We start from the raw sequence: 23655 nt of genomic DNA, 5'->3' as shown, positions 1-23655 counted from the left end.
TCAGGTCAGATCAGGACGCGCAGGATATCCGGCATCATGGTCATCGCCGCGAGGTTGTTGATCACCAGCATGTCGAGCAGCTTGAGCACCATGAACGCCAGGATCGGCGAGATATCCAGGCCGCCGAGGTTCGGCACGATACGGCGGAACGGCGCCAGGGCCGGTTCGCAGACCTGGTTCACCAGCTCGGCGCCCGGGTTGTGGCTGCCCGGGGCGACCCAGGACAGGATCACGCTGATGATCAGGGCGAAGAAGAAAATTTTCAGGAACAGCGCGGTCACGCCGATGATCGACCAGATCAGCAGTTGCAGCGGGTTGCCGGTGGTGCCGTAGGTCAACAGCAGGGTCAGGGCCATCAGCGCCATTTGCACGAGGATTGCCAGGACCAGCGACGACATGTCCAGGCCGAACAGGCTCGGGATGATCCGGCGCAGGGGCTTGAGCAACGGCTGGGTGGCCTTGACCACGAACTGGCACAGCGGATTGTAGAAGTTGGCGCGGACCAGTTGCAGCACGAAACGCATCAGCACGATCAGCAGGTACAGGCTGCCAAGGGTTTGCAGCACGTAGACCGCTGCGGTGTTCAATCCAATCATGAATGGCTCCTTATTGGCCCAGTTGTTCGGCCATTTCGGCCGAGCGGTGCGCGGCGGCGCCGAGTGCTTTTTCTACCAGGGCTTCGAAACCCCCGGCCTGGAACGATTTGATGGCGGCTTCGGTGGTACCGGCCGGCGAAGTCACACGGCGGCGCAGCTCAGCCGCATCGACGTCGCTGGAGGTCGCCATGTGGGCTGCACCGAGGGCCGTCTGCAAGGTTAGCTGCGCGGCAATCTCACGGGGCAGTCCCAGTTTTTCGCCGGCGGCGGTCATGGCTTCGATCAGCAGGAAGAAGTACGCCGGGCCTGAACCGGAAACGGCAGTGACCGCGTCCAGTTGCTGCTCGGTCTCCAGCCACAGCGCCAGGCCCACGGCCGACAGCAGCTCTTCGGCCTGCTGGCGTTGTCCGGTGCTGACCTGTGGGGTGGCGAACAGGCCGCTGACGCCCTGACGCAACAGCGCCGGGGTGTTGGGCATGCAGCGCACGATGGGCTGCTCGCCGAGCCACTTGTTCATGCTGGCGCAGGTGATGCCGGCGGCGATCGACACCACCAGTTGATGAGGTTTGAGGCTTGGGCGAAGGGCTTCGCACACGGCTTTCATCGCTTGCGGCTTGACCGCCAGCACGACGACGTCCGCGCCATCGATGGCCTGGGCATTGTCGGCAAAGGTTTCGATGCCGTGCTCACTGCTCACCCGGGTCCGGGTATCGACACCCGGATCGCTGGCGCGGATCTGCGCAGCCTCCAGGCCCTTGGCCCGCAGGCCACCGATCAGGCTGGCGGCCATGTTGCCGGCACCGATAAAGGCAATACGCGTGTTGCTCATGACAGGTCCTTGATTAAAGAGTTGAGTCGGCATGGCTTACGACGGGTTAGCGCTGTAGTCGCGAGCACCAAACAGGGCGGTACCGATCCTGACCCAGGTAGCGCCTTGGGCAATGGCGGATTCGAGATCGTGGCTCATGCCCATGGACAGCGTGTCCAGCGGCAGGGCCAGGCTGGCTTGCAGGCGCTGGACGGCGGCGAAGGCGGCGTCCTGGGCGGCGCGTTCCTCGGTCGGCTCGGGGATGGCCATCAGTCCGCGTAGCGTCAGGCGTGGCAATGCGCTGATGGCATCGACCAGGGCCGGCAGATCCTCCGGCGTGCAACCGGATTTGCTGGCTTCACCGCTGACGTTGACCTGAATGCAGATGTTCAGCGGCGGCAACCCGGCCGGACGCTGCTCGGACAGGCGTTGGGCAATTTTCAAGCGATCCACGGAATGCACCCAGTCGAAATGTTCGGCGATAGCGCGCGTCTTGTTCGATTGAATGGGGCCGATGAAGTGCCAGATCAAGGGCAGGTCGGTCAGTGCGACCTGCTTGCCCAGCGCTTCCTGCAGGTAGTTCTCGCCGAAGTCCCGCAGGCCGGCGGCGAAGGCTTCGCGCAGGGCCTGGGCGGGCTTGGTCTTGCTCACGGCCAGCAGTTGGACACTGTCTGCGGCGCGGTGGGCGGCCTGCTCCGCAGCGCGGATGCGCGATCTAACCTGAGCGATGTTGTCTGCTATCGTGGACATTAAAGAAGCGCCGGCGGTCTGAGGTTCGCGGCATTCTACTGGAATTGGGGAGCGCTATGGATATCACTGAACTGTTGGCGTTCAGCGCCAAACAGGGGGCATCGGACCTGCACCTGTCGGCCGGGCTGCCGCCGATGATCCGCGTGGATGGCGATGTGCGGCGGATCAACCTGCCGGCACTGGACCACAAACAGGTTCATGAACTGATCTACGACATCATGAACGACCGGCAACGGGTAGATTACGAAAAGTTTCTGGAAACCGACTTTTCCTTCGACGTACCGGGCGTGGCACGGTTCCGGGTCAATGCGTTCAACCAGAATCGTGGCGCGGGGGCGGTGTTCCGGACCATTCCGTCGAAAGTCCTGACCATGGAAGACCTGGGCATGGGCGAGGTGTTTCGCAAAGTGACCGAGGCCCCTCGCGGGCTGGTGCTGGTGACCGGGCCGACCGGTTCCGGCAAGTCCACCACCCTGGCGGCGATGATCGATTACCTCAACACCCATAAGCACCACCACATCCTTACCATCGAGGACCCCATCGAGTTTGTCCACGAACCGCGCAAATGCCTGATCAACCAGCGCGAAGTGCACCGCGACACCCAGGGTTTTTCCACGGCCCTGCGCTCGGCCCTGCGCGAAGACCCAGACGTGATCCTGGTGGGGGAGATGCGTGACCTGGAAACCATCCGCCTGGCGCTGACCGCCGCCGAAACCGGGCACCTGGTCTTCGGCACGTTGCACACCACTTCGGCGGCCAAGACCATCGACCGGGTGGTGGACGTGTTCCCGGGGGACGAGAAGTCCATGGTGCGCTCGATGTTGTCGGAATCATTGCAGGCGGTGATTTCCCAGACGCTGATCAAGAAGATCGGCGGCGGCCGGGTTGCGGCTCACGAAATCATGCTGGGCACGTCGGCGATTCGTAACCTGATTCGCGAGGACAAGGTGGCGCAGATGTACTCGGCGATCCAGACCGGCGGCTCCCTGGGGATGCAGACACTGGACATGTGCCTGAAGGATCTGGTGACCAAGGGCTTGATCAGCCGTGAACATGCGCGGGAGCGGGCGCGTACGCCGGATAGTTTCTGAAAATGCTGGCGCGGACCCTTGTCCGATCGTTCCCACGCTCTGCGTGGGAACGCAGCCCGGGACGCTCCGCGTCCCCTGAGAGCCGAACGCAGAGCGTCCGCAGAGGCATTCCCACGCAGAGCGTCACTAGTGTCCGGTAAAACCTTTTCATAGCTGAAGGCTACCCTGGGCAGCCTTCAGCTCTGTTCGTTCTTGCCTTCGATATCCGCGGTGTGTGTCGCTGAGCGGGCGCTCAAACAAGCTATGAGCCAGCCGGATAGTGAAGTTTGAAAGTGAGTCTGAGCAGGCCGAGCGTTGTTGATACAGGAGCAGCAAAAGGTATGTGATCAGCGCGCTGTAGATTTGTAGACGCACCGCGTTTTCAGAGAATCCGAAGTACCGTTTGAGCTTGAGTTTTTGCTTGATCCACTTGAAGAACAACTCGATCTGCCAGCGCTGCTTGTACAGGTCGGCAATTTCTTCAGCTGAGCGTGAAAAATCATTAGTCACCAGGATCAGCGGCGTTTCGTGATCATCTCGACGAACCTGGACCCGACGTACGGTTTGGTCGTGATAGTGATTTAACCGTCGTGTATTCAGGTGTTTTTTGCCAAATCGCACGGCTTCGTCCGACTCTATGAAGTCGGCATTTTCCCCTCTGTTCAGATCCTCTACGTGATTCACATTGGCATTTTTTTGAGTCGTGTGACGAAGAACGCCCCCACCTGATCAATCTGGTGCCACCAGTTGTAATCGCAGTATCCCTTGTCGAAAACGTACGTGATGCCTGCTTCAAGCGGCATGGTCAGGGCGTCACTCAGGTCATTGACGTTGGCGGCAGTGATGTTCACGTAAGTGGGTGCTGTTTGTCGTGGATCAATTGCCACATGCACCTTCAGGCCTTGTGTTATGCGGGTTTTCGTCGCAGCGGTCCAGTCGTCGAAGCCGGGACCGCGCAAGGTGATTGAGGTCGAGTCGATCAGCGTGACCATCGCTTCCAGGGACTTGCGCTGCTTGCGGCCAACGCCCTGCAGCAAGTGCTCGCAGGCCAGCCGAAAAGGCTCTGAACTGCGTTTGCTCAAGGCATCACAAAGCGTTGAGCGAACCATGCTGCGAGCGTTGAGATGATAATGGTGAGGTTCCAGCGATTGCGATGCTGTCGCCAAGGCGCGCAGGCTGCTGGCTTGTGTTATCTGACCAAAGATCAGCGTGACGAGCAGATCCCAAGAGCTGAATTGCTTGGCATAACGATCAGCGCCACAGCGTTTGACTGCATTTTTGAACAACTGATGAGGGAGTGCTTGGAGCATTTGTGAAAAGCGAGTGCTGCTGAACATAGCCGGAATCGAGTCTGAAAAAGCCGAGTATCGCTCAAAGGCAGGTACAGCAAGGGGGAGCAAGCTCCCCCTTCAGTTTTTACCGGACACTAGTGACGCTTCCGCGTGGGAACGATCATCAGCGCTGGACGACCCGCATCCCGCCCGGCTCTTTCGGCAACACCCGCTTGGCAACCACGTAGTGGGTGTCCCAGTACGGTTTGTTCAGGGTGTCGATGGTCACCGACTTGCCACGACGCGGTGCGTGGATGAAGCGGTCGTTGCCCAGGTAGATGGCCACGTGGTTGACCCGGCGGCTCTTGAGCTTGAAGAAAATCAGGTCGCCGGGCTTGAGGTCCTTGCGCTCGACTTTCTCACCGTGACCGGCTGCCATGGCATTCGAGGTGCGTGGCAGGTCGAAAGTGGCGTCGTTGAAGGCGTATTTCACCAGGCCGCTGCAATCGAAGCCTTTACTTGGGCTGCTGCCGCCCCAACGATAAGGTGTGCCGAGTACATTCACGGCACGGCTCAATACGTTGCTGCTCGCCTTGGTCGCCATGGGCGGAACCAGCTTGCTGTTGCCAGTGTTCGTATACTGGACGCTTGGCTTGTTCTTGCTCGAAGAAGCAGAAACATGGGATTTGGGGGTGTAGCCGTTGACGTTGGGAAGACGTTGCTCACGATTGGTGGCGTGGGCGGCCAGGGGCAATAATAGGCAGATGGTTAGCCATGTCTTGAAAAATGGACGCATTAGGCAGGGCTCTTAAAGGTTAGCGCGCAACTTTATAACAGCTTTTTTTGCGATTCCGAGGCCGTTGGTCGATTCGAAACCCTGGGTACAACCCCTGAAGTTGCGCCACTTTGACCCGACTGTCCGACACAGGCCCCGGAATACGGGGCTTCGCCACGCTCAAGTCGCCCAGGACCGCTTGTCGGCCAGACACACAAAAGTCACAAATAAACTGAACAAATTTATCTATCGAGGCAAAAGAGGCCATTCATGAACAGCTATCAGCTGGATGCCACCCGCGATACCCACAGCAAAATCATCGGGTATCTGCTCTGGATTTTCGGTTTCACCGGGGCCCATCGTTTCTACTACGGCAAGCCCGTCACCGGCACGATCTGGTTCTTCACCTTCGGCCTGCTGGGCATCGGCTGGCTGATCGACCTGTTCCTGATTCCAGCCATGGACCGCGAAGCGGACCTGCGCTTTATCCCGGGCCCCATCGAATACACGGTGGCGTGGATCCTGTTGACGTTTCTCGGGGTGTTCGGCGTGCATCGCATGTATCAGGGCAAATGGCTCAGCGGGATCATTTACCTGCTGACCGGCGGGGTGTTTTTCCTGGGGGTGCTGTATGACTTCTGGACGCTGAACGACCAGGTTTCGATTCGCAATGCGCAGAAGCGGGGGGCTTTTCAGTAAGGCCGGGTTGCGCCCATCGCGAGCAGGCTCGCTCCCACAGGGATCTCCAGTGCCCACAGTATCGTGTGAGCACCTCAAATCCAATGTGGGAGCGAGCCTGCTCGCGATAGACGCGACAGGGTGTCAGGCCTGGTGAGTAACCCGCCCATCCATCAGGGTATAACGCACCACACCCGGCAGGCTGTGGCCCAGGAACGGGCAGTTGTCGCCCTTGGAGCGCCAGGCCTCGCCGGCCACGGTGGAGGCCGCTGGATCAAACAGCACCAGGTCCGCTGCCGCACCCACCGCCAGCTTCCCAGCAGGCAATTGCAGCGCATTGGCCGGGCCGGCGCTCAGGCGCGCCAGCAGGGTCGGCAGGTCGAGCAGGCCGTCTTCCACCAGTGTCATCGCCAGCGGCAGCAGCAGTTCGACGCTGCTGATGCCCGGTTCGGTCGCGCCGAAGGGGGCCAGCTTGGCATCGCGCTCGTGGGGTTGGTGATGGCTGGAGATGGCTGAGATCACCCCGGATTTCACCGCCTCGCGCAAGCCATCCCGGTCGGCACGGGTGCGCAGCGGTGGCTGGACGTGGTAGACGCTGTTGAAATCGATCAGCGCTTCGTCGGTCAGAATCAGTTGGTACAGCGCCACATCGGCGGTGACCGGCAGGCCGCGGGCCTGGGCCTGGGCAATCAACGCTGCGCCGCGGGCACTGGTCAACTGGCTGAAGTGCGCACGCACGCCGCTTTGTTCCACCAGCAGCAGGTCACGGGCCAGGGCCACGGTCTCGGCGGTTTCCGGAATGCCCGGCAGGCCGAGGAAGCTGGCGGTCGGGCCTTCGTGGGCCAGGCCACCTTCGGCCAAGTCGTGGTCCTGGGAGTTGAAGATCACCGTCAGGCCGAAGGTCGCTGCGTATTCCAGGGCGCGGCACAGGGTACGGGTGTTGCGGAAGCTGTTCAGGCCGTTGCCGAATGCCACGCAACCGGCGTCACGCAACGCTATCAGCTCTGCCAGTTGCTCGCCGTCGAGGCCTTTGCTCAACGCGCCGATCGGGAAAACCTTGGTGTTGCCGGCCTCGCGGGCGCGGTCGAGGATCAGTTCGGCCACGGCCGAGGTGTCCAGCACCGGTTTGGTCTGCGGCGGGCAGCACAGGCTGGTCACGCCACCGGCGGCCGCTGCCCGGGTTTCGCTGACGATGCTGCCCTTGCGGCTGTAGCCGGGTTCGCGCAGGGCGACGTTCAGGTCGACCAGGCCGGGGGCGGCCACCAGGCCTTGGGCGTCGAGGGTTTCGACCGCCACGAAGCCGGCGGGTGCGACGCCCAGGGCGACGATCTTGCAGGCATCGATATGAATGTCAGTCACTTGATCCAGGCCGCTGGCCGGATCGATCACGCGTGCGCCGAGAATGCTGAGCTTCACTGGGCGTTCTCCTGGTCGAATTGGCGCTGGGCCGTTTGCCCGCTCATGGCCATGGACAGCACGGCCATGCGGATGGCGATGCCGTAGGTCACCTGGTTGAGGATCACCGAATGCGGCCCGTCGGCCACCGCCGACTCGATCTCCACGCCGCGGTTGATCGGCCCCGGGTGCATGACGATGGCATCCGGCTTGGCCCCGGCCAGGCGGGCGGTGGTGAGGCCGAACAGGCGGTAGAACTCGCCTTCGCTGGGCAGCAGGCCACCGGTCATCCGCTCACGCTGCAGGCGCAGCATGATCACCACGTCGACATCCTTGAGGCCTTCGGTCATGTCGGTGTAGACCTTCACGCCGTACTGCTCGACGCCGATGGGCAGCAGGGTCTTCGGTGCGATCACGCGGATGTCCGGGCAACCGAGGGTCTTGAGGGCGAGCATGTTCGAGCGAGCCACCCGCGAGTGCAGGATGTCGCCGACGATGGCCACCGAGAGGTTTTCGAAGCTGCCCTTGTGCCGGCGGATGGTCAGCATGTCGAGCATGCCCTGGGTCGGGTGGGCGTGACGGCCGTCGCCGCCGTTGATGATCGCCACCTGCGGGCAGACGTGCTCGGCAATGAAGTGTGCGGCGCCGGAGTCACCATGACGCACGACAAACATATCCGCGGCCATGGCTTCGAGGTTGCGCAGGGTGTCGAGCAGGGTTTCGCCCTTGCTCGCCGAGGACGTCGATACGTTGAGGGTGATCACGTCCGCCGAAAGCCGCTGGGCCGCCAGTTCGAAGGTGGTGCGGGTGCGGGTGGAGTTTTCGAAGAACACGTTGCACACGGTCTTGCCGCGCAACAACGGGACTTTCTTCACCGCCCGGGCGCCGACTTCGAGGAACGAGTCGGCAGTGTCGAGGATTTCCGTCAGCAGTTCGCGGCGCAGGCCGTCGAGGGACAGGAAGTGCCGCAGCTGGCCCTGATCGTTGAGCTGCAGCGGGCGCTTGGTTTCGAGAGGCGTCATCGCGATGGACTCTTACAAGGGCAGTTAAAGGGCAAGGTCTTGCAGTTCGAGTTGCAGCGGCGCGGGGCCGGAGAGCTTGACCCGCTGATGCGCGGCCAGTGCCAGCGTCGCGCCGACCACGTCCGGGCGGATCGGCAACTCGGCGGCGTCCAGGTCCAGCAGGCACACCAGGGTCACGCTGGCCGGGCGGCCGTAGTCGAACAGCTCGTTCATGGCGGCGCGGATGGTCCGCCCACTCATCAGCACGTCGTCGATCAGGACCAGGTGCTGGCCCTCGATCTCGAACGGCAGCGCCGAAGGACGTACCTGCGGGTGCAGGCCGTTCTGGCTGAAGTCGTCGCGATAGAAAGACACGTCCAGGGTGCCCAGCGGTGCTTGGCTGCCGAGTTCCTCGAGCAAGGCCTGGGCGATCCAGACGCCGCCGGTGCGAATGCCGATGTAGCGCGGTTCGCTGATGCCGCGTTGTTCCAGGTGTGCCGTGAGACGGATCGCCATCTGGCTGATCAGTTCGGCAGGATTGGGCAGGCTCATGCTGGCTCCTTCAGGTTCCCGGGCCGGTGGTGGAAGGCCCGGTCTATCGCTAAAAGAAAGCGCCTTGGCGGCGCTTTCAAAATCAGGTGTCGAACAGGGCGGTATTGGCATCTAGCCAGCCCTGCAGCAGCAGGGCGGCGGCGATGGCATCCACCGGGTTGTCGCGGTAACTGCCTTTCTGCCCGCCACGCTCCAGGCGTTCACCCTTGGCTTCGAACGTGGTCAGGCGCTCGTCGTGGGTGTAGAAGGGCAGGTTGTAGCGGCCATTGAGCCGGCGGGCGAATTTTTCCGCGCGCAGGCACATGTCGCTGGGTGTGCCGTCCATGTTCAGCGGCAGGCCGACCACCACGGCGTCGGGTTTCCATTCCTTGATCAGCGCTTCGACCTGGTTCCAGTCCGGAACGCCATTCTGCGCTTTGAGCGTGCACAGCTCGCGGGCCTGGCCGGTAACGACCTGGCCGACCGCGACGCCGATCTGTTTGGTGCCGTAATCGAAGCCCAGCAGCAAGCGCAGGGCCATCAGGCGTGTCCTGCCTGGCTGGTAAGCAGGCTGAGGTTGATCCCCAGGCGGTTGGCCGCCGCTTCCAGGCGCAGTTCGCTGCTGGTGTTGAACAGGATGTCGGCGTCGAACGGGCAGGTCAGCCAGGCGTTGTCGGCCAGTTCGGCCTCCAGTTGCCCGGCTTCCCAACCGGCGTAGCCGAGGGCGATCAGGCTTTTCTCCGGGCCGACGCCGTCGGCGATGGCGAATAACACGTCCTGGGAGGTCGACAGGGACACACCGTTGAGGTCCACGGTGGCCTGGTAGCTCGGCCCTGATGGGTGGAGTACGAAACCGCGGTCGGTCTGCACCGGTCCGCCGATGAAAATCGGCACGTGCTGGCACAGGACTGGCGGCTCTACCTCCGGGCGCAACTGCTCGAGAATGTCCGCCAGGTTCAGCTCCTGCGGGCGATTGATCACCAGCCCCATGGCGCCATTGGCCGTGTGCTCGACGATGTAGGTCAAGGTATGGGCGAAGTTCGGATCGGCCATGTGCGGCATGGCGATCAGGAAATGATGCTTGAGGTAGGTGGGGCTGACGTTTTTCATAGGCGATAGTGTGGCGGCGCAGGGGCGAACTGACAAGCTGGGGATGTGCAGGAAATGCCTGAGATGGGTGCAGAACCCCTGTGGGAGCGAGCCTGCTCGCGATAGCGGTCTGTCAGTCGACATTTATGTTGGATGATCAATAGCTATCGCGAGCAGGCTCGCTCCCACAGGGATTGGTGGTGTGTCAGTTGCTTGAGAGACGATCGCCCCGGGAGAATTTCCAGGTGCGGATGATCTCCAGCCGGTCGATGTCCGACAGGTCCCCGGTAAACGGCGCGAACGGCGCGGCCAGGCGCACGATGCGCTGGGCGGCCTGGTCCAGCAGCGGCTGGCCGGAGGACTCCAGCACCAGTACTTCATACAGGGAGCCGTCGCGGTTGATCGAGACCATCAGCCGCAGGTTGCCGTAGATCTGCTTGCGCCGGGCTTCGTCGGGGTAATTGAGGTTGCCGATGCGCTCGACCTTCTTGCGCCACTCGTCCTTGTACCAGGCGCCCTTGTCGCGCATGGTCGAGGCGGCGCTCAGACGGTGGATACGCGGGCGCTTGGCATAGAGCTGCTGTTCCTGGGCCAGTTCGGCTTCCAGGCTGGCGATGTCGCTGGATAATTGGGAGCTGTCGAAAGTCGGTGCCGGGGCCTTGGGTTTGGGATCGGGCTTGACCTCTTCCTTGACCGGGGCTTTTTTCGGCTTCGGCGCCACCGTGGTCACGGCGGCCTTGGGGGCGGTTTCCTGCACCTCGGGCTTGGCGGCCGGGGGCGGGGTGGCTTTCTGAACCTGGTTGTCCTGGAATGGAGCGATCTCGGTGGTCTTGGGAACCGCCTTCTTGTCCAGGGTGCCGCTGCCTTGCTGGTTGTCCTGGGCCAGGAAGTCTGCCTGTTTCGGCTTGGCTTCGCTCTTGAAGGTGGCCAGGGTGATTTCCAGGGTCTGGCTGATCTGCCTGGGCTCGACCGTGGCAAATCCGACGCCCAGCAGCAGGGCCAGGTGGATCAGCGCCGCCAGGAACAGGGTAAAACCGAGGCGATCGGCCGGGCGCACGCCACGATGGGCGAGCTCTAGGGGCAGATCGGACGGGAGGGTCATGACAAGGAAACCAACATCGCGTTTTTTTCAGGCCGGGCATGATAACGCAATGTGGGTTCCCTTCATCAGATCTGGATCAACGAGCCTTGAGCTTCTGATCGATGGCATCCATCAGCATCCCGCCGATGTCGGTGCCGAAGGCGTTGTCGATCTCGCGGATGCAGGTCGGGCTGGTGACGTTGATTTCCGTCAGGTGCTCGCCGATTACGTCCAGGCCTACGAACAGCAGGCCTTTTTCCCGCAGGGTCGGGCCGACCTGGGCGGCGATCCAGCGGTCCTTCTCGGTCAGCGGGCGGGCTTCGCCACGGCCGCCGGCGGCCAGGTTGCCGCGGGTTTCGCCCGCTGCCGGGATGCGCGCCAGGCAATAGTCCACCGGCTCGCCGTCGATCATCAGGATGCGTTTGTCACCATCGACGATGGCCGGCAGGTAACCCTGGATCATGATCTGCTGCTTGCCGTGCAGGGTCAGGGTTTCCAGGATCACGGAGAGGTTAGGGTGGCCGGCAGTGTGGCGGAAGATCGAAGAACCGCCCATGCCGTCCAGGGGCTTGAGGATCACGTCGCCGTGATGATCGGCGAACTCGCGCAGTACATCCGGGCGGCGGCTGACGATGGTTGGTGGCGTGCACTGCGGGAACAGCGTGGCGAACAGTTTCTCGTTGCAGTCGCGCAGGCTCTGGGGCTTGTTGACCACCAGCACGCCGGCGGTTTCGGCTTGTTCCAGCAGGTAGGTGGAATACACGAACTCCATGTCGAACGGCGGATCCTTGCGCATCAGGATCACGTCCAGGTCGCTCAGCAGCGCGTCGTTCTCGTCACCCAGTTCAAACCATTTTTCCGGGTTGGCGAAGACTTTCAGTGGTTTCATGCGCGCCCGGGCCTGGCCTTCGGCCTGGTAGAGGTCGCGCTGTTCCATGTAGAACAGTTCCCAGCCGCGCTTTTGAGCGGCCAGCAGCATGGCCAGCGAGCTATCCTTCTTGTAGGAAATGCTGGCGATAGGGTCCATGACAATGCCGACGCGTACGCTCATGGCTTGGTTCCTCGAAATCTGATGGGCACAAATGGCGTGAAAAAGTGGCGTCAGAGTGGCGCCCGGCGGATTCGCGGTCAAGGAAAAACCACCATGCCGCCCGGCCGATAGCCCGGCGCTGGAGACTGTGCTAAAAAGGCTGCCATGTGGCGCGCGGGCCTTGAACATCAAGGGCTTGCGCCGTCGGTCGCATTTACGCGTTTAAACCGGTTCGCAGTGGCAATGGCAGAGCATCTTACGCAGCAGCAACCCAGCGCCTTGAAGGTCATGGTCATCGACGACTCGAAGACCATTCGCCGTACCGCCGAAACCTTGCTGCGCAACGTCGGTTGCGAGGTGATCACGGCGGTCGACGGCTTCGATGCCCTGGCCAAGATTACCGATCATCATCCGGGCATCATCTTTGTCGACATCATGATGCCGCGTCTGGACGGTTACCAGACCTGCGCCCTGATCAAGAACAACAGCGCCTTCAAGGCCACGCCGGTGATCCTGCTGTCGTCCCGGGACGGACTGTTCGACAAGGCCAAGGGGCGCATCGTCGGTTCCGATCAGTTTTTGACCAAGCCTTTCAGCAAGGAAGAACTGCTGGGCGCGATACAAGCTCATGTTCCGGGCTTTGCCGCCGTCCAGCCGCACCAGGCACATTAAATGACGCCCGGCCGCAGAGCCTGGGGGTCGACAAGAATGGGGAACACCATGGCACGAATTCTGATCGTCGATGATTCGCCGACTGAAATGTACAAGCTGACCGGCATGCTGGAAAAGCACGGTCACCAGGTCCTCAAGGCCGAGAACGGCGCCGACGGCGTGGCCCTGGCCCGCCAGGAAAAGCCCGACGCGGTATTGATGGACATCGTCATGCCCGGCCTCAACGGTTTCCAGGCCACGCGCCAGTTGACCAAGGATCCGGAAACCGGCCACATCCCGGTGATCATCATCACCACCAAGGACCAGGAAACCGACAAGGTCTGGGGCACGCGCCAGGGCGCCAAGGACTACCTGACCAAGCCGGTCGACGAAGAAACCCTGATCAAGACCCTGAACAACGTCCTGGCGGGTTGACGGCGCGGCCATGAGCCCATCCCTGACCGCGTTCGAGCTGCTGCTGCAGATCGATCGACGCTGCCGGTCGCTGGCAGCGGACCTGCCGTCCCAACCGACCCACCGTCATGCCTGGAGCGGTATCGGCTTTCGCCTGGGCGAACGCTGGTACGTAGCGCCCATGGAAGAAGTCAGCGAAGTGCTGCACGAGCCACGCCATACGCATTTGCCCGGGGTCAAGCCGTGGGTTCGGGGCGTGGCCAACCTGCGCGGACGCTTGTTGCCGTTGATGGACCTGGGCGGTTTTTTCGGTCATGAACTGTCGACGGTGCGCAAGCAGCGGCGGGTACTGGTGGTGGATCATGGCGAGGTGTTCGCCGGGTTGCTGGTGGATGAGGTCCTCGGGCTGCAGCATTTCGCCCAGGACAGCCTGGAGCCGATGCACAAAGGCGACCTGGACTGCCCGGAAGCGGCCTTCGTCAAGGGCCGCTTCCGTGGCGAGCGGCAGTGGCAGGTGTTCAGCCCGGTTGCGTTGACGCAGTCGACGGGGTTCATGGATGTGGCGATTTAACAGACACAGCGCAGCCTCCTGTGGGAGCGAGCCTGCTCGCGAAAGCGATGTATCGGACACATGGATGTTGACTGATATACCGCTATCGCGAGCAGGCTCGCTCCCACAAAAAAGCAGTGGCGAGTTGGAGAACCGATGATCAAAGCAAACACAGGCAAGCCATTGGAAGCGTCGCGCAGTCGTTCGCAGATCATCGTGCTGTTCGTCGCGCTGATCGTCTTCATCATGCTGCTGTTCGCCAATTTCGCGTACCTCAACACCCAATCCACTTACGATAAACAGTACATCGGTCACGCTGGTGAGTTGCGGGTGCTGTCCCAGCGCATTGCCAAGAACGCCACCGAGGCGGCCGCCGGCAAGGCTGCGGCGTTCAAGTTGCTGAGCGATGCTCGCAACGATTTTGCCCAGCGCTGGGGCTACCTCAAGCAAGGTGACCCGGTGACCGGCCTGCCGCCGGCGCCCTCGACCCTGCGACCGCAGATGCGCGCCGTGCAACTGGACTGGGAACGCCTGCTCAAGAACACCGACGCCATCCTGTCCAGCGAGCAGACCGTGTTGTCGCTGCATCAGGTGGCGGCGACCCTGGCCGAAACGGTGCCGCAATTGCAGGTCGAGTACGAAAAAGTCGTCGAGATCCTGCTGCAACGGGGCGCGCCCGCGGCCCAGGTGGCCATGGCCCAGCGCCAGTCGCTGTTGGCCGAGCGCATACTCGGCGCGGTGAATACCGTGCTCGCGGGGGATGAAAACGCCAGCCAGGCCGCCGATACCTTTGGCCGCGATGCCGCGCGTTTCGGCCAGGTGCTCAACGGGATGTTGCAAGGCGACCCGGCCTTGAAGATCTCCCAGGTCCAGGATCGCGATGCCCGGGCGCGCCTGAGCGAAATCAGCGAACTGTTCGAGTTCGTCTCGGGCTCGGTGGACGAAATCCTCGAAACCTCGCCGGAGCTGTTCAAGGTCCGCGAGTCGGCGGGCAACATTTTCAACCTGTCGCAGACCCTGTTGGACGAAGCCTCGCACCTGACCACGGCACTGGAGAACCTGGCCGGCGGCCGCTCCGTCCACGCCATTGGCGGTTACGTGCTGGGGCTGCTGGCGCTGATGTCGATCATCCTGATCGGCCTGGTGATGGTGCGTGAAACCAACCGCCAGTTGCATGAAACCGCGGAGAAGAACGAGCGCAACCAGAACGCGATCATGCGGCTGCTGGACGAAATCGCCGATCTGGCCGACGGCGACCTGACCGTCACCGCTTCGGTCACCGAGGACTTCACCGGCACCATCGCCGACTCGATCAATTATTCGGTGGACCAGTTGCGTGACCTGGTCGCCACCATCAACCTCACCGCCGGCCAGGTCGCCGCCGCGGTGCAGGAAACCCAGGCCACTGCCATGCATCTGGCCCAGGCTTCCGAGCACCAGGCCCAGCAAATCAGCGAAGCTTCGACTTCAATCAATGAAATGGCCCAGTCCATCGATCAGGTATCGGCCAATGCCGCCGAGTCGTCGGCGGTGGCCGAGCGTTCCGTGGAGATCGCCAACAAGGGCAACGAGGTGGTGCACAACACCATTCATGGCATGGACAACATTCGTGAGCAGATCCAGGACACCGCCAAGCGCATCAAGCGCCTGGGCGAGTCGTCCCAGGAAATCGGCGACATCGTCAGCCTGATCGACGACATTGCCGACCAGACCAACATCCTGGCCCTCAACGCCGCGATCCAGGCGTCCATGGCCGGTGATGCCGGGCGCGGGTTCGCGGTGGTGGCCGATGAAGTGCAGCGGCTGGCGGAGCGCTCTTCGGCGGCGACCCGGCAGATCGAGACGCTGGTGCGGGCGATCCAGGCCGATACCAACGAAGCGGTGATCTCCATGGAACAGACCACCAGCGAAGTGGTGCGCGGCGCCCGGCTGGCCCAGGATGCCGGCGTGGCCCTGGAAGAGATCGAGGGCGTGTCCAAGACCCTGGCGGCGCTGATCCAGAGCATTTCCAACGCAGCGCAGCAGCAGACCACCTCGGCGGGGCAGATTTCCCTGACGATGAACGTGATCCAGCAGATCACCACACAGACCTCGTCCGGCTCCACCGCCACTGCCGAGAGCATTGGCAACCTGGCGAAAATGGCCAGCCAATTGCGTCGTTCGGTGTCGGGTTTTACCTTGCCGGCGGTTAAAAATGAGGATTCGGCGTGAACGGTGGTGTAGGCGCTGCCGAAGGCTGTGATCTTTTGATCTTTCGCTTGAGACTCAATTGTCAGGGGAAAGATCGCAGCCTCGTTGCACTCGGCAGCTCCTACAAGGGGCTGATTTGGAGCGGTTATGGGTGATCGGCACGACTATGTGGCCCTGGAATGGGTCAAGGGCGAGATTGCCGAAACGCTGAAGCAGGCCCATCTGGCCCTCAACCGGCTGGTGGATGATCCGCAGGCGGTGGATGCCCTTGAGCAATGCCTGGCCTGCATTCATCAGGTGCATGGCGGCCTGCAGATGGTCGAGTTCTATGGCGCGGCCTTGCTGGCCGAAGAAATGGAGCAACTGTGCAGCGCGCTGCAGGACAACCGCATCGCCCATCGCGACGAAGCCATCAGCCTGTTGAGCCAGGCCTTGGGCCAGTTGCCGATGTACCTGGACCGCATCCAGAGCGCCCGCCGCGACCTGCCGTTGGTGGTCTTGCCTTTGATCAACGACCTGCGCAGTGCCCGGGGCGAGAGCCTGTTGTCGGAAACCAGTCTGTTCAGCCCCGAACTGCCGGATATCGCGCCCCTCGGCGACGTGGTGCTGAAGCGGCTCGAGCCGGCGGACCTGCCCGGCACCTTGCGCAAATTGCGCCAGACCTTGCAAATGGCCCTGGTGGGTCTGCTGCGCGAGCAGGATGACGCCACCCACCTCGGTTACCTGGCCAAGGTCTTCCATCGCCTGGAAGGGCTCTGCGCCGACGCGCCGCTCAGTGCCTTGTGGCAGGTGGCCTCGGCGCTGGTCGAGGGCATGCGCGACGGACGCATCGCCAACAGCCCGGCGTTGCGCAGCCTGTTCAAGGAAGCCGACAAGGAGCTCAAGCGCCTGTTGGAGCACGGCATGCCGGGTATCAATGAACCGGCACCGCCGCACCTGCTCAAGAGCTTGTTGTTCTATATTGCCAAGGCCGAACACCCCAGCGGGCAAATGCAGATCATGAAAGAACGCTACTCACTGGACGACGCGCTGCCCGACAGCGCCATGCTCGACGAAGAACGTGCGCGTCTGGCCGGGCCTGACCGCGATGCCATGCGCTCGGTGCTCACCGCGCTCTGCGAGGAGCTGGTGCGGGTCAAGGAGCGGCTGGACCTGTTCGTGCGCAGCGACCGCCAGCACGCCTCGGAGCTGGACAGCCTGCTGGCGCCCCTGCGGCAGATCGCCGATACCCTGGCGGTGCTCGGTTTCGGCCAGCCACGCAAGGTCATCATCGATCAGTCGGCGGTGGTGCTGAGCCTCGCCCAGGGCCAGCGCGAGCCTGATGACGCGACCCTCATGGACGTCGCCGGTGCCTTGCTCTATGTCGAGGCCAACCTGGCCGGCATGATCGGCACCGTCGAACCTGAAAGTCGCGAAGACAGCCCGCTGCCCACCACCGACCTGACCCAGATCCACCAGATCGTCATCAAGGAAGCCCACACCTGCCTGCAACAGGCCAAGGACATGATCGTCGACTACATCGACGCCGACTGGAACAGCGAGCAATTACAGACCCTGCCCACCTTGCTGACCCAGGTCCGCGGCGCGCTGGCGATGATCCCCTTGAGCCGCGCCGCCGGCCTGGTGGAAGCCTGCAACGGCTTCATCCGCGACCACCTGCTGCTGGATCAGGCCCGGCCGGATTGGGAAGAGCTCGACCATCTGGCTGACGTGATCACCGGTCTCGAATACTACCTGGAGCGTCTGAGCGAAGACCCGGAGACCCCCGGTGAACCGTTGTTGGACGTGGTTGAGCGGAGCCTGGCCGCGCTCGGCTACTTCCCCGATGAAGCCCGGGTGCCGCTGCTCGATGATGTGCTCAGCCCCAACGAAGCCCAGGTCATGCAGGACTTGCAGGAGCTGGATGATCCGCAGACCGTGCAGTCCCTCGCCGACATGCTGGCCAGCCCGGTCTCGGCGGTCAACCCGCCGGCCAGGAGCACGCCGGGCAGCCTGCTGCCGCCCCCGCAGGATGAGCATCCGGTCGACGACGAGTTGCGCGAAGTCTTCCTTGAGGAAACCGGCGAGGTGCTGGAGGTGCTGCACGAGTACCTGCCGCGCTGGGCTGCTCACCCCGCTGACCAGGTCGCCCTGGGCGAAGTGCGCCGGGCTTTCCACACCCTCAAGGGCAGCGGCCGCATGGTCCGGGCACTGGTGCTGGGTGAGCTGGCCTGGGCGGTGGAGAACCTGCTCAATCGGGTACTGGAGCGCAGCGTCGAGCCGGGTACTGCGGTCCTGCAACTGGTGGACGACACGGTGCGGCTGCTGCCCGCGCTGGTCGCCGATTTTGCTGCCCATCACCAGCGCCAGCGTGACGATGTCGACCGGTTGGCCGCACGCGCGCACGCCCTCGCCAAGGGCAATGATGAACTCGATGAAGACGAACGGGACGTGGCTGCCCTCGACCCGCTGTTGTTGAAGATCTTCGACAATGAAGCCCAGGGTCATCTCGCCAGCCTCAACCGTTTTCTCGACCAGGCCGCCGAACACCTGCCCTTGCAGGCCAGCGACGAATTGCAGCGTGCCCTGCACACCCTCAAGGGCAGCGCATCGATGGCTGGCGTGCTGCCGATTGCCGAGCTGGCCGGGGCGATGGACCAGTTGGCCCGGGAATACCGGGTGCACCTGATTGCCCTCGACCTGGATGAAGTCGAATGCCTGCTGGAAGCCGAGGGCCTGCTGCGCCTGGGCCTGCGTCAGTTGCACGGCGACCCGTTGGCGCCGATTCCCGGGGCCGCGGACTTGATCCAGCGAGCCCAGGCCCTGTTGACCGAGCGTCTGCAGGCGGCCAACGACACCTCGGACAACGGCTCGCGGAACAAGCGCGACCCGCAACTGATCAACGATTTCCTGGCCCAGGGCATGGACATCCTGCTGGACGCCGAAAGCCTGCTGCAACGCTGGCAGCAGCACCCTGGCGAGGGCCAGGAGCTGAGCGCGCTGCTGGATGAATTGACCACCCTCGGCGAAGGGGCACACCTGGCTGACCTGCACCCGGTGGACGAACTCTGTGAAGCCTTGCTCGATCTCTATGGCGCGGTGGAAGAAAGCAGCCTGGCGGTCAGCGACGAATTTTTCCAGCAGGCGCAACGTGCCCATGAAGCGCTGATCGACATGCTCGACGAGTTGGCGGCCGGGCAACATGTGCATCCCCAGCCCGAGCGGATCCAGGCCCTGCACGCCTTGCTCGAGGCCGGTCTCGACCCGTCGGCCACGGGCCTGATCCGCAGCGACGGCAGCCGCACCTTAAGCATCCGCGAGCTGGGTCACGCCACCGCCGAGCTTGAACGCGACGTTCCCGCTGACACCTCGATGGACGACGACATTACTTCGATCTTCCTCGAAGAGGCCCAGGACATCCTGGAAAGCGCGGCCCAGGCCCTGCACCGCTGGCTGGACGACCCGGACAACGGGGCGCCGCTGTCCTCGTTGCAGCGGGACCTGCACACCCTCAAGGGTGGCGCACGTATGGCCGATATCCGGCCAATCGGCGATCTGGCCCAGGAACTGGAAAATCTCTACGAAGGCCTGGTGGATCGCCGCTACAGCTACAGCGATGAACTGGCGCACCTGCTCAACGGCAGTCACGAACGCCTCGACCTGCTGCTCGGGCAATTGCAGCAGGGCCAGACGCTGGGCGATCCGGTTTCGCTGATCGACGCCATTCGCCGGTTCCGTCAGGACAAGCCGAACGCTATCGAGGGCTCTGGCTCGACCCCGGGCGACGCCGCCGGTCATGATCCAGAACTGTTGGAAATCTTCCTCGAAGAAGGCTTCGACATCCTCGAAAGCTCCGGCGCGGCCTTGCTGCGCTGGCAGGCCGAACCGTCGAATCGCCAGGCAGTGGAAACCCTGCTGCGGGACCTGCACACCCTCAAGGGCGGTGCACGGATGGTGGAAATCGGGCCCATTGGCGACCTGGCCCATGAGCTGGAAAACCTCTATGAAGGCTTGTCCGCAGGCCTGCTGCAACCGACTCCGGCGCTGTTCGTCCTGCTGCAGAGCAGCCATGACCGCCTGGCCCACATGCTCGACGCGGTACGGGCCGGCCTGGCCTGCCCGCCGGCGGACCGGCTGATTGCGCAGATCCAGGCGGTCAATCACCCGCAGGACAGCGAAACGCCCGAAACCATCACGGCTCCGGAGCCCACCGTGATCCCGGCGCTGCCCGTGAGTGCGGCTCCGACGCCCGCGCCCGTCAAGCCCGAGCCAGGCGCATCGAGCGACGGCGCGGACATGGTCAAGGTGTCCGCCGAACTGCTGGACGAGCTGGTGAACCTCGCCGGTGAAACGTCGATCTTCCGTGGCCGTATCGAACAGCAGGTCAACGACGCACACGTGGCCCTGAGCGAGATGGAAACCACCATCGAGCGCATGCGCGACCAGTTGCGACGCCTGGACACCGAAACCCAGGGGCGGATCCTCAGTCGCCAGCAAGTGGAGGCCGAGCGCCTGGGCTACGAAGAGTTCGACCCGCTGGAGATGGACCGTCATTCCCAGCTGCAACAGTTGTCCCGGGCGCTGTTCGAATCCGCCTCGGACTTGCTCGATCTCAAGGAAACCCTGGATCGCAGCAACCATGACGCCGAGAACCTGCTGCAACAGCAGCGGCGCATCAACACCCGGCTCCAAGAAGGCCTGATGCGCACGCGCATGGTGCCGTTCGAGCGCATGGTGCCGCGGCTCCAGCGCATCGTCCGGCAGGTGGCGCAGGAGCTGGGCAAGGATGTGGAGTTCGTCGTCGATAATGCCGAAGGCGAGATGGATCGCAACGTGCTGGAGCGCATGGCCGCGCCGCTGGAACACATGCTGCGCAACGCCGTCGATCATGGCCTGGAGCCGGCCGACGTGCGCATCGCCGCGGGCAAGCCGGCCCGTGGACGGATCAGCCTCGACTTGTCCCGGGAAGGCGGCGACATCGTCTTCGACATCCGCGACGACGGTGCTGGTGTGCCGCTGGACGCGGTGCGGCGCAAGGCGATCAAGCGCGGGCTGCTGGCGCCGGACAGTGACATCAGCGACCGCGACGTGCTGCAGTTCATCCTGCAACCGGGGTTCTCCACCGCCGAAAAAATCACCCAGATCTCCGGGCGCGGTGTCGGCATGGACGTGGTCCACGAAGAAGTCCGGCAACTGGGTGGCAGCATGATCATCGACTCGACACCGGGGCAGGGCGTGCACTTCCGTATCCGCTTGCCCTTCACCGTGTCGGTCAACCGAGCCCTGATGGTGCAGTCTCACGAGGACCAGTACGCGATCCCGCTGAACACCATCGAAAGCATCGTGCGGGTGCTGCCCGCCGAGCTGGAGGCTTATTACCAACTCGATCCACCGACCTACACCTACGCCGGGCAGCGCTATGAATTGTGCTATCTGGGCGAGTTGCTGAAAACCGCTCCCCGCCCGAAACTGCTGGGCCAGAACCAGTCCTTGCCGCTGTTGCTGATGCAGTGCAACGAACGGCATATCGCGGTGCAGGTGGATGCTACGGTCGGAACCCGGGAGATCGTGGTCAAGAGCCTCGGCCCGCAATTCTCGGCGGTCCAGGGCTTGTCCGGCGCGACCATCCTCGGCGACGGCCGGGTGGTGCTGATTCTCGACCTGTTGGCGCCGATCCGCGCCATGCCCAGCCAGGCCCCGCGCGGCCCGGTACTGACCGACGGCGAGGGCGAGCATCTGCGGCCGTTGCTGGTGCTGGTGGTGGACGACTCGGTGACGGTGCGCAAGGTCACCAGCCGCTTGCTCGAACGGCATGGCATGCACGTGCTGACCGCCAAGGACGGCGTGGACGCCATGGCCGTGCTGGCCGAACACACCCCGGACCTGATGCTGCTGGACATCGAGATGCCACGCATGGACGGCTTCGAGGTCGCTTCGCAAGTACGCAACGATCCGCGCCTGGCGCACCTGCCGATCATCATGATCACCTCCCGCACCGGCCAGAAACACCGCGACCGGGCCATGGCCATCGGCGTCAACGACTACCTGGGCAAACCCTATCAGGAGTCGGTGCTGCTCGAGAGCATTGCCCACTGGAGCAAGACCCATGCATGACCACCGCACCCGCTACCTGACCGGGCTGCTGTTGCCCCTGGCCGACCGCTACCTGGTGCTGCCCAACGTGGCGGTGGCCGAGCTGATCGACTACCAGAGCGGCACCTTCGATATGGACACCCCGCCGTGGTTCCTGGGTTGGGTCACCTGGCGTGAACGGCAGATCCCGTTGTTGAGCTTCGAGTCGGCCTGCGACCAGAAAACCGTGATCGGCGAACGCGCCCGTATCGTCGTACTCAACGCCCTGGGCGGCCGTGCGCAACTGAAGTTCATCGCCCTGCTGGTGCAAGGCATCCCGCGCTCCTACAAGCTCGATAGCCAGTTGAGCTACGTCGACGTGCCGCTGTGCGGGCTGGAGCAGGCGGCTGTGCAGGTGGGCGAGCATGTGGCAAAGGTGCCGGATCTGTTGGCGTTGGAAGAACTGGTGATCGCCGCCGGGCTGGTAAAAGCCTAAATCAGACGCAGCCCCTGTGATGCCTTAATAAGGCTTGATAAGTCCCAAAAAGGGACTTATCGTTCCCTTTTTGGGACTTGTGGTTGCTCCTAATGAATTATCTCTCTCTCAGTGATGCGCTCTTCACGGCTACTCAGCAGCGGATCCTGGGTCTTTTGTTTGGGAAACCGGATCAGAGTTTCTACACCAATGAGATTGCTCGCTGGGCTCAAGTGGGCAAGGGCAGTCTGATGCGTGAGCTAGAGCGTTTGCATGGCTCTGGCGTTCTGATGATGACTCGTCAGGGTAATCAAACCCATTACCAGGCCAATGCACGCTGTCCGATTTACCCTGAACTGTTGGGCATCGTTCGAAAAACCATTGGTATGGCCGAGCCGATTCGCCAGGCATTGGAGCCTTTTTCCAGGCAGCTAAGGTGGGCGTTCGTTTACGGCTCTATCGCCAAAGACCAGGCAAACGCATTCAGTGACATAGATCTCATGCTGATCGGCGAGGGTCTGCACTACAGTGAGGTGATGGAGCGGCTCATGCCCCTGGAAGAGCAACTGGGCCGTCCTCTCAACCCTACGCTCTACACGCCTCAGGACTGGGTCGCAAAATTTGCAGCGGGCCACAGCTTCGTGACGCGAGTGGCGCAACAGGACAAGATCAACCTGCTGGGTGAAGACCCTTTGGAGTCCAAGGATGGGTTACCAGGAAAACCTGGAGAATCTGTTACGTAGTGGCGGCCTCAAGGCCGAACCGCCTAATCGCCAGGAATGCGAGGGCTTGATGCGCTCGGCAGTGGCTCGCCTGAACGATGCACAAACGCTGTCTCTTTCATTCGCCAGCCGCTTTGACCTGGCGTACAACGCGGCTCATGCTCTGGCGCTTACGGCACTGCGTTTGAGTGGCTATCGTTCGGACAAGCGTTATCTGGTTTTTCAATGCCTGATTCATACGGCAGACGCCAGCAAGCTTCAGGTCCGCATATTTGCGCTTTGTCATGAGCGGCGCAATCTTGCCGAGTACGAGGGCTATATGGATGAAGATCATGCGCTTCTTATTCAACTGATCGAGAGTGCTGCGGAACTGCTCGAGCGGGTCCGGCGACTTATGGACGCTTGCTGATCCTGGCGTAAGCCGCAAAATCTGAACTCAACTACAAACCCGGTGGGAGCGAGCCTTCTCGCGATAGCTGCGGCCCATTCAGAACAGATACAAGCTGACGCACCGCCATCGCGAGCAG

The 23655-nt window shown here is 62.7% G+C and carries 23 protein-coding genes; 10 read left to right on the top strand and 13 right to left on the bottom strand.

What is annotated here, in order from left to right; translation table 11 throughout:
- Positions 1 to 5: 5 nt before the first annotated feature.
- Genes LOY67_RS26430 through LOY67_RS26420 form a run of 3 tightly spaced genes read right to left on the bottom strand, consistent with a single transcriptional unit; the run spans position 6 to position 2154 of the window.
- A complete protein-coding gene (locus LOY67_RS26430; RefSeq protein ID WP_265065090.1) occupies positions 6 to 596 on the bottom strand; it encodes a YggT family protein in 591 nt (196 codons plus the stop codon).
- 10 nt (positions 597 to 606) lie between these two features.
- The gene (gene proC / locus LOY67_RS26425) at positions 607 to 1425 is read right to left on the bottom strand and encodes a pyrroline-5-carboxylate reductase (RefSeq protein ID WP_265065089.1); all 819 of its coding nucleotides are present in this window, start codon (positions 1423 to 1425) and stop codon (positions 607 to 609) included.
- 36 nt (positions 1426 to 1461) lie between these two features.
- Complete coding sequence (locus LOY67_RS26420) at positions 1462 to 2154, bottom strand: YggS family pyridoxal phosphate-dependent enzyme (RefSeq protein ID WP_265065088.1); 693 nt, start codon at positions 2152 to 2154, stop codon at positions 1462 to 1464.
- A 56-nt stretch (positions 2155 to 2210) separates the two neighbouring features.
- On the opposite strand from LOY67_RS26420, the gene LOY67_RS26415 reads away from it, so the two are divergent.
- Complete coding sequence (locus LOY67_RS26415; protein WP_265065087.1) at positions 2211 to 3245, top strand: type IV pilus twitching motility protein PilT; 1035 nt, start codon at positions 2211 to 2213, stop codon at positions 3243 to 3245.
- A 147-nt stretch (positions 3246 to 3392) separates the two neighbouring features.
- Here LOY67_RS26415 and LOY67_RS26410 read toward each other — a convergent pair whose 3' ends face one another.
- From LOY67_RS26410 to LOY67_RS26400, 3 genes are read right to left on the bottom strand one after another with little or no spacing between them, the layout of a single operon-like run.
- Positions 3393 to 3845: a transposase gene (locus tag LOY67_RS26410; RefSeq protein WP_265065086.1), complete on the bottom strand. Its 453-nt coding sequence runs from the start codon at positions 3843 to 3845 to the stop codon at positions 3393 to 3395.
- A 59-nt stretch (positions 3846 to 3904) separates the two neighbouring features.
- The gene (locus tag LOY67_RS26405) at positions 3905 to 4624 is read right to left on the bottom strand and encodes an IS4 family transposase (protein WP_265065085.1); all 720 of its coding nucleotides are present in this window, start codon (positions 4622 to 4624) and stop codon (positions 3905 to 3907) included.
- A gap of 55 nt (positions 4625 to 4679) precedes the next feature.
- Positions 4680 to 5291 carry a C40 family peptidase gene (locus LOY67_RS26400; RefSeq protein WP_265065084.1) on the bottom strand — a complete coding sequence of 204 codons (612 nt, stop codon included), beginning with the start codon at positions 5289 to 5291 and terminating at the stop codon, positions 4680 to 4682.
- Between the two features lie 249 nt (positions 5292 to 5540).
- On the opposite strand from LOY67_RS26400, the gene LOY67_RS26395 reads away from it, so the two are divergent.
- A complete protein-coding gene (locus LOY67_RS26395; RefSeq protein WP_265065083.1) occupies positions 5541 to 5969 on the top strand; it encodes an NINE protein in 429 nt (142 codons plus the stop codon).
- Between the two features lie 123 nt (positions 5970 to 6092).
- Here LOY67_RS26395 and LOY67_RS26390 read toward each other — a convergent pair whose 3' ends face one another.
- The 7 genes from LOY67_RS26390 to gshB all read right to left on the bottom strand — a co-directional run bounded on the left by LOY67_RS26390 (position 6093) and on the right by gshB (position 12096).
- Positions 6093 to 7364: a dihydroorotase gene (locus LOY67_RS26390; protein ID WP_265065082.1), complete on the bottom strand. Its 1272-nt coding sequence runs from the start codon at positions 7362 to 7364 to the stop codon at positions 6093 to 6095.
- The gene (locus LOY67_RS26385) at positions 7361 to 8365 is read right to left on the bottom strand and encodes an aspartate carbamoyltransferase catalytic subunit (protein WP_003177495.1); all 1005 of its coding nucleotides are present in this window, start codon (positions 8363 to 8365) and stop codon (positions 7361 to 7363) included. The genes LOY67_RS26390 and LOY67_RS26385 overlap by 4 nt, the downstream gene beginning before the upstream one ends.
- Before the next feature lie 24 nt (positions 8366 to 8389).
- Positions 8390 to 8896 (bottom strand): bifunctional pyr operon transcriptional regulator/uracil phosphoribosyltransferase PyrR, encoded by a 507-nt coding sequence (gene pyrR / locus LOY67_RS26380; protein ID WP_265065081.1) that lies wholly within the window; start codon positions 8894 to 8896, stop codon positions 8390 to 8392.
- An 82-nt stretch (positions 8897 to 8978) separates the two neighbouring features.
- Positions 8979 to 9416, bottom strand: a complete 438-nt coding sequence (gene ruvX / locus LOY67_RS26375) for a Holliday junction resolvase RuvX (protein WP_265065080.1) — start codon at positions 9414 to 9416, stop codon at positions 8979 to 8981.
- Positions 9416 to 9985, bottom strand: coding sequence for a YqgE/AlgH family protein (locus LOY67_RS26370; RefSeq protein ID WP_265065079.1), 570 nt, complete (start codon positions 9983 to 9985; stop codon positions 9416 to 9418). Before LOY67_RS26370 ends, ruvX begins: the two co-directional genes overlap by 1 nt.
- Positions 9986 to 10169: 184 nt before the next feature.
- On the bottom strand, positions 10170 to 11066 hold the full coding sequence (locus tag LOY67_RS26365; RefSeq protein ID WP_265065078.1) for an energy transducer TonB: 897 nt from the start codon (positions 11064 to 11066) through the stop codon (positions 10170 to 10172).
- 76 nt (positions 11067 to 11142) lie between these two features.
- A complete protein-coding gene (gshB, locus tag LOY67_RS26360) occupies positions 11143 to 12096 on the bottom strand; it encodes a glutathione synthase (protein ID WP_139640867.1) in 954 nt (317 codons plus the stop codon).
- Positions 12097 to 12318: 222 nt separating this feature from the next.
- Here gshB and LOY67_RS26355 point away from each other — a divergent pair, with 222 nt between their 5' ends.
- The 8 genes from LOY67_RS26355 (at position 12319) to LOY67_RS26320 (ending at position 23537) form a co-directional block, all read left to right on the top strand.
- Positions 12319 to 12747 carry a response regulator gene (locus LOY67_RS26355; RefSeq protein WP_265065077.1) on the top strand — a complete coding sequence of 143 codons (429 nt, stop codon included), beginning with the start codon at positions 12319 to 12321 and terminating at the stop codon, positions 12745 to 12747.
- 48 nt (positions 12748 to 12795) lie between these two features.
- Positions 12796 to 13161: a twitching motility response regulator PilH gene (pilH, locus tag LOY67_RS26350; RefSeq protein ID WP_024778880.1), complete on the top strand. Its 366-nt coding sequence runs from the start codon at positions 12796 to 12798 to the stop codon at positions 13159 to 13161.
- A gap of 10 nt (positions 13162 to 13171) precedes the next feature.
- Entirely contained in the window at positions 13172 to 13711 is a 540-nt protein-coding gene (locus LOY67_RS26345; RefSeq protein WP_265065076.1) for a chemotaxis protein CheW, read from the top strand.
- Positions 13712 to 13846: 135 nt separating this feature from the next.
- Entirely contained in the window at positions 13847 to 15901 is a 2055-nt protein-coding gene (locus LOY67_RS26340; RefSeq protein ID WP_265065075.1) for a methyl-accepting chemotaxis protein, read from the top strand.
- A gap of 126 nt (positions 15902 to 16027) precedes the next feature.
- Positions 16028 to 21973, top strand: a complete 5946-nt coding sequence (locus LOY67_RS26335) for an Hpt domain-containing protein (protein WP_265065074.1) — start codon at positions 16028 to 16030, stop codon at positions 21971 to 21973.
- Positions 21966 to 22427 carry a chemotaxis protein CheW gene (locus LOY67_RS26330; protein WP_265065073.1) on the top strand — a complete coding sequence of 154 codons (462 nt, stop codon included), beginning with the start codon at positions 21966 to 21968 and terminating at the stop codon, positions 22425 to 22427. Before LOY67_RS26335 ends, LOY67_RS26330 begins: the two co-directional genes overlap by 8 nt.
- Positions 22428 to 22519: 92 nt before the next feature.
- A complete protein-coding gene (locus LOY67_RS26325) occupies positions 22520 to 23149 on the top strand; it encodes a nucleotidyltransferase domain-containing protein (RefSeq protein ID WP_265065072.1) in 630 nt (209 codons plus the stop codon).
- Positions 23112 to 23537: a hypothetical protein gene (locus tag LOY67_RS26320; protein ID WP_265065071.1), complete on the top strand. Its 426-nt coding sequence runs from the start codon at positions 23112 to 23114 to the stop codon at positions 23535 to 23537. Before LOY67_RS26325 ends, LOY67_RS26320 begins: the two co-directional genes overlap by 38 nt.
- The last annotated feature ends 118 nt before the right edge of the window (positions 23538 to 23655 follow it).

The sequence above is a fragment of the Pseudomonas sp. B21-056 genome (assembly GCF_026016325.1).
GTDB lineage: Bacteria > Pseudomonadota > Gammaproteobacteria > Pseudomonadales > Pseudomonadaceae > Aquipseudomonas.
Note: the sequence above shows the minus strand (reverse complement) of the source record. Positions and strands in the feature narration are given on the sequence as shown.